The sequence below is a fragment of the Shewanella sp. SG41-4 genome (assembly GCF_014164505.1).
In the GTDB taxonomy this organism is placed as follows: Bacteria; Pseudomonadota; Gammaproteobacteria; order Enterobacterales; family Shewanellaceae; genus Shewanella.
On sequence record NZ_JACJFI010000552.1, the window covers coordinates 1 to 1610 of the forward strand.

Consider the following 1610-nt stretch of genomic DNA (forward strand, 5'->3'; position numbering starts at 1 on the left):
GTGCGGCGCTCTGACGCTGATTTTAAATTATATTTTATGTCCATTGCATACCACCTTAAAAACTGAGCTTGCAGACTATGGAGGCTAGAGAATAATGTCAAGTCGCTGCCCTAGATCCTAAATCAAAATACGTCAATTGAACGTAACAAGCATCAATATATTTATTCATACTGCAACAGACAAACTGTCAGTGCATATCTCATTTTGTTAACAGCCAATTACAATGAACTAACCAAGGTGAACCATTCTATTGTCACCATTCTATTGTCACCATTCTATTGTCACCAAGAATGATTACCCATCAATGGTTAACTTGCCACAGCTGCAATCACCGATATTTCAACCAAGTATTCAGGTTCAGCTATCGCTGCTTGCACACAAGCTCTTGCAGGGGCATGTCCTTTAGGTAACCAATTATCCCACACTATATTCATAGCATCGTAATCGGCCATGTCTTTAAGGTAAATAGTGGCCGATAAAATATGGTCACGTCGACTACCAGATTGTGCGAGTAAGCTATCGACCTCTTCAAGCATGGTAATCGTTTGGGTATTGATGTCGGTAAACTTGTCTTTAGCTACTTGGCCACACAGATAAACGGTATTATTGTGGACCACAATACTGCTCATACGAGTATTAACATCGAGTCTGGTAATTTTCATAAAAAGGTCTTTTACTGTCTTGGTTAGCAGATGAAAATAGCGCGATCTGAGATAAAGCACAATATAGTGCGATTTATTGAATATATTTTAGCCACTTAGTTTTAAAGGCTATTCCTATAGGCCTTGTCACTGCTAGAATCGGGGTTCCATCCAGAAACGTATAGGACTCCCCATGAGCCTTGAATTATTGTCCCAACTGGAAACCAAAATCCAGGCGACTCTCGAAAATATTGAGCTACTAAAAATGGAGCTTGATGAAGAGAAGCAAAAGAACGAAGCGTTGCTTTCACAGCAACAAGAATTGACACAAAAAAACCAACAATTGCAGCAAGACCTAAACTCTTGGAGCGATAAGGTCAACGGCCTTGTTGGTTTATTGAATAACGAAATCTAAATGGATTGATACTGCTTTGATTGTATTTCAATCAAGGCATTTAATTCACTGATAGCCTGCTTAACTTTCGGCAGGCTTTTTTTCGTCTGTAAAAAACGCCCTTTATCAAATTCGAGTAACCCTAAGTCTTTTACCCAAATCACGCCACTCAAAAAGATCCTAGCATGCTTAACTATCAGTTTAGGTGCATAAACAGGGAACATTCTCATACGACTTCCTCCAAGAAAATAACATGCACAAAGTGCAATGTAATAACGACGATAAGCCATGTATAAATAAGAAATGCAAATGCCCAAAGCAGATATAAAACCACTATTCATTTTCTTGTTTAGCACAACTTCAATGTCATCAAGTTCGACCACACAATGCCGAAAGAGTTTCATTAACATGCTATTTTTTATTGTTCTGATAAATCCCATAAATCACAAGTGACACTTTAATGCCGCTTGCCAATATTTTGACACCATGCTAAAATCTTTGACGTTACTCAGGGTAAAAAAGAGTCATTTGACTCATCTCCGTATCGTCTTTTATAGGCATACGGTTTTTTTTGC

Annotated in this window: 3 protein-coding genes; 1 reads left to right on the plus strand and 2 read right to left on the minus strand. The window is 38.3% G+C overall.

Translation table 11 applies throughout. The annotated features are described in order from the left end of the window. Positions 1-308: 308 nt before the first annotated feature. Complete coding sequence (locus tag H5202_RS22120) at positions 309-662, minus strand: RidA family protein (protein ID WP_182773930.1); 354 nt, start codon at positions 660-662, stop codon at positions 309-311. Between the two features lie 172 nt (positions 663-834). Between H5202_RS22120 and H5202_RS22125 the strand changes: the two genes are divergently transcribed. Then, the gene (locus H5202_RS22125) at positions 835-1056 is read left to right on the plus strand and encodes a cell division protein ZapB (RefSeq protein ID WP_011635901.1); all 222 of its coding nucleotides are present in this window, start codon (positions 835-837) and stop codon (positions 1054-1056) included. On the opposite strand, the gene H5202_RS22130 is transcribed toward H5202_RS22125, so the two are convergent. After that, positions 1053-1265 carry a DUF1107 domain-containing protein gene (locus H5202_RS22130; RefSeq protein WP_101087275.1) on the minus strand — a complete coding sequence of 71 codons (213 nt, stop codon included), beginning with the start codon at positions 1263-1265 and terminating at the stop codon, positions 1053-1055. The genes H5202_RS22125 and H5202_RS22130 overlap by 4 nt on opposite strands. Positions 1266-1610 lie beyond the last annotated feature (345 nt).

Bases quoted from the DNA above. Each gene is read 5' to 3' on its own strand.
- H5202_RS22120 (WP_182773930.1), bottom strand. From the start codon at position 662: ATGAAAATTACCAGACTCGATGTTAATACTCGTATGAGCAGTATTGTG.
- H5202_RS22125 (WP_011635901.1), top strand. From the start codon at position 835: ATGAGCCTTGAATTATTGTCCCAACTGGAAACCAAAATCCAGGCGACT.
- H5202_RS22130 (WP_101087275.1), bottom strand. From the start codon at position 1,265: ATGAGAATGTTCCCTGTTTATGCACCTAAACTGATAGTTAAGCATGCT.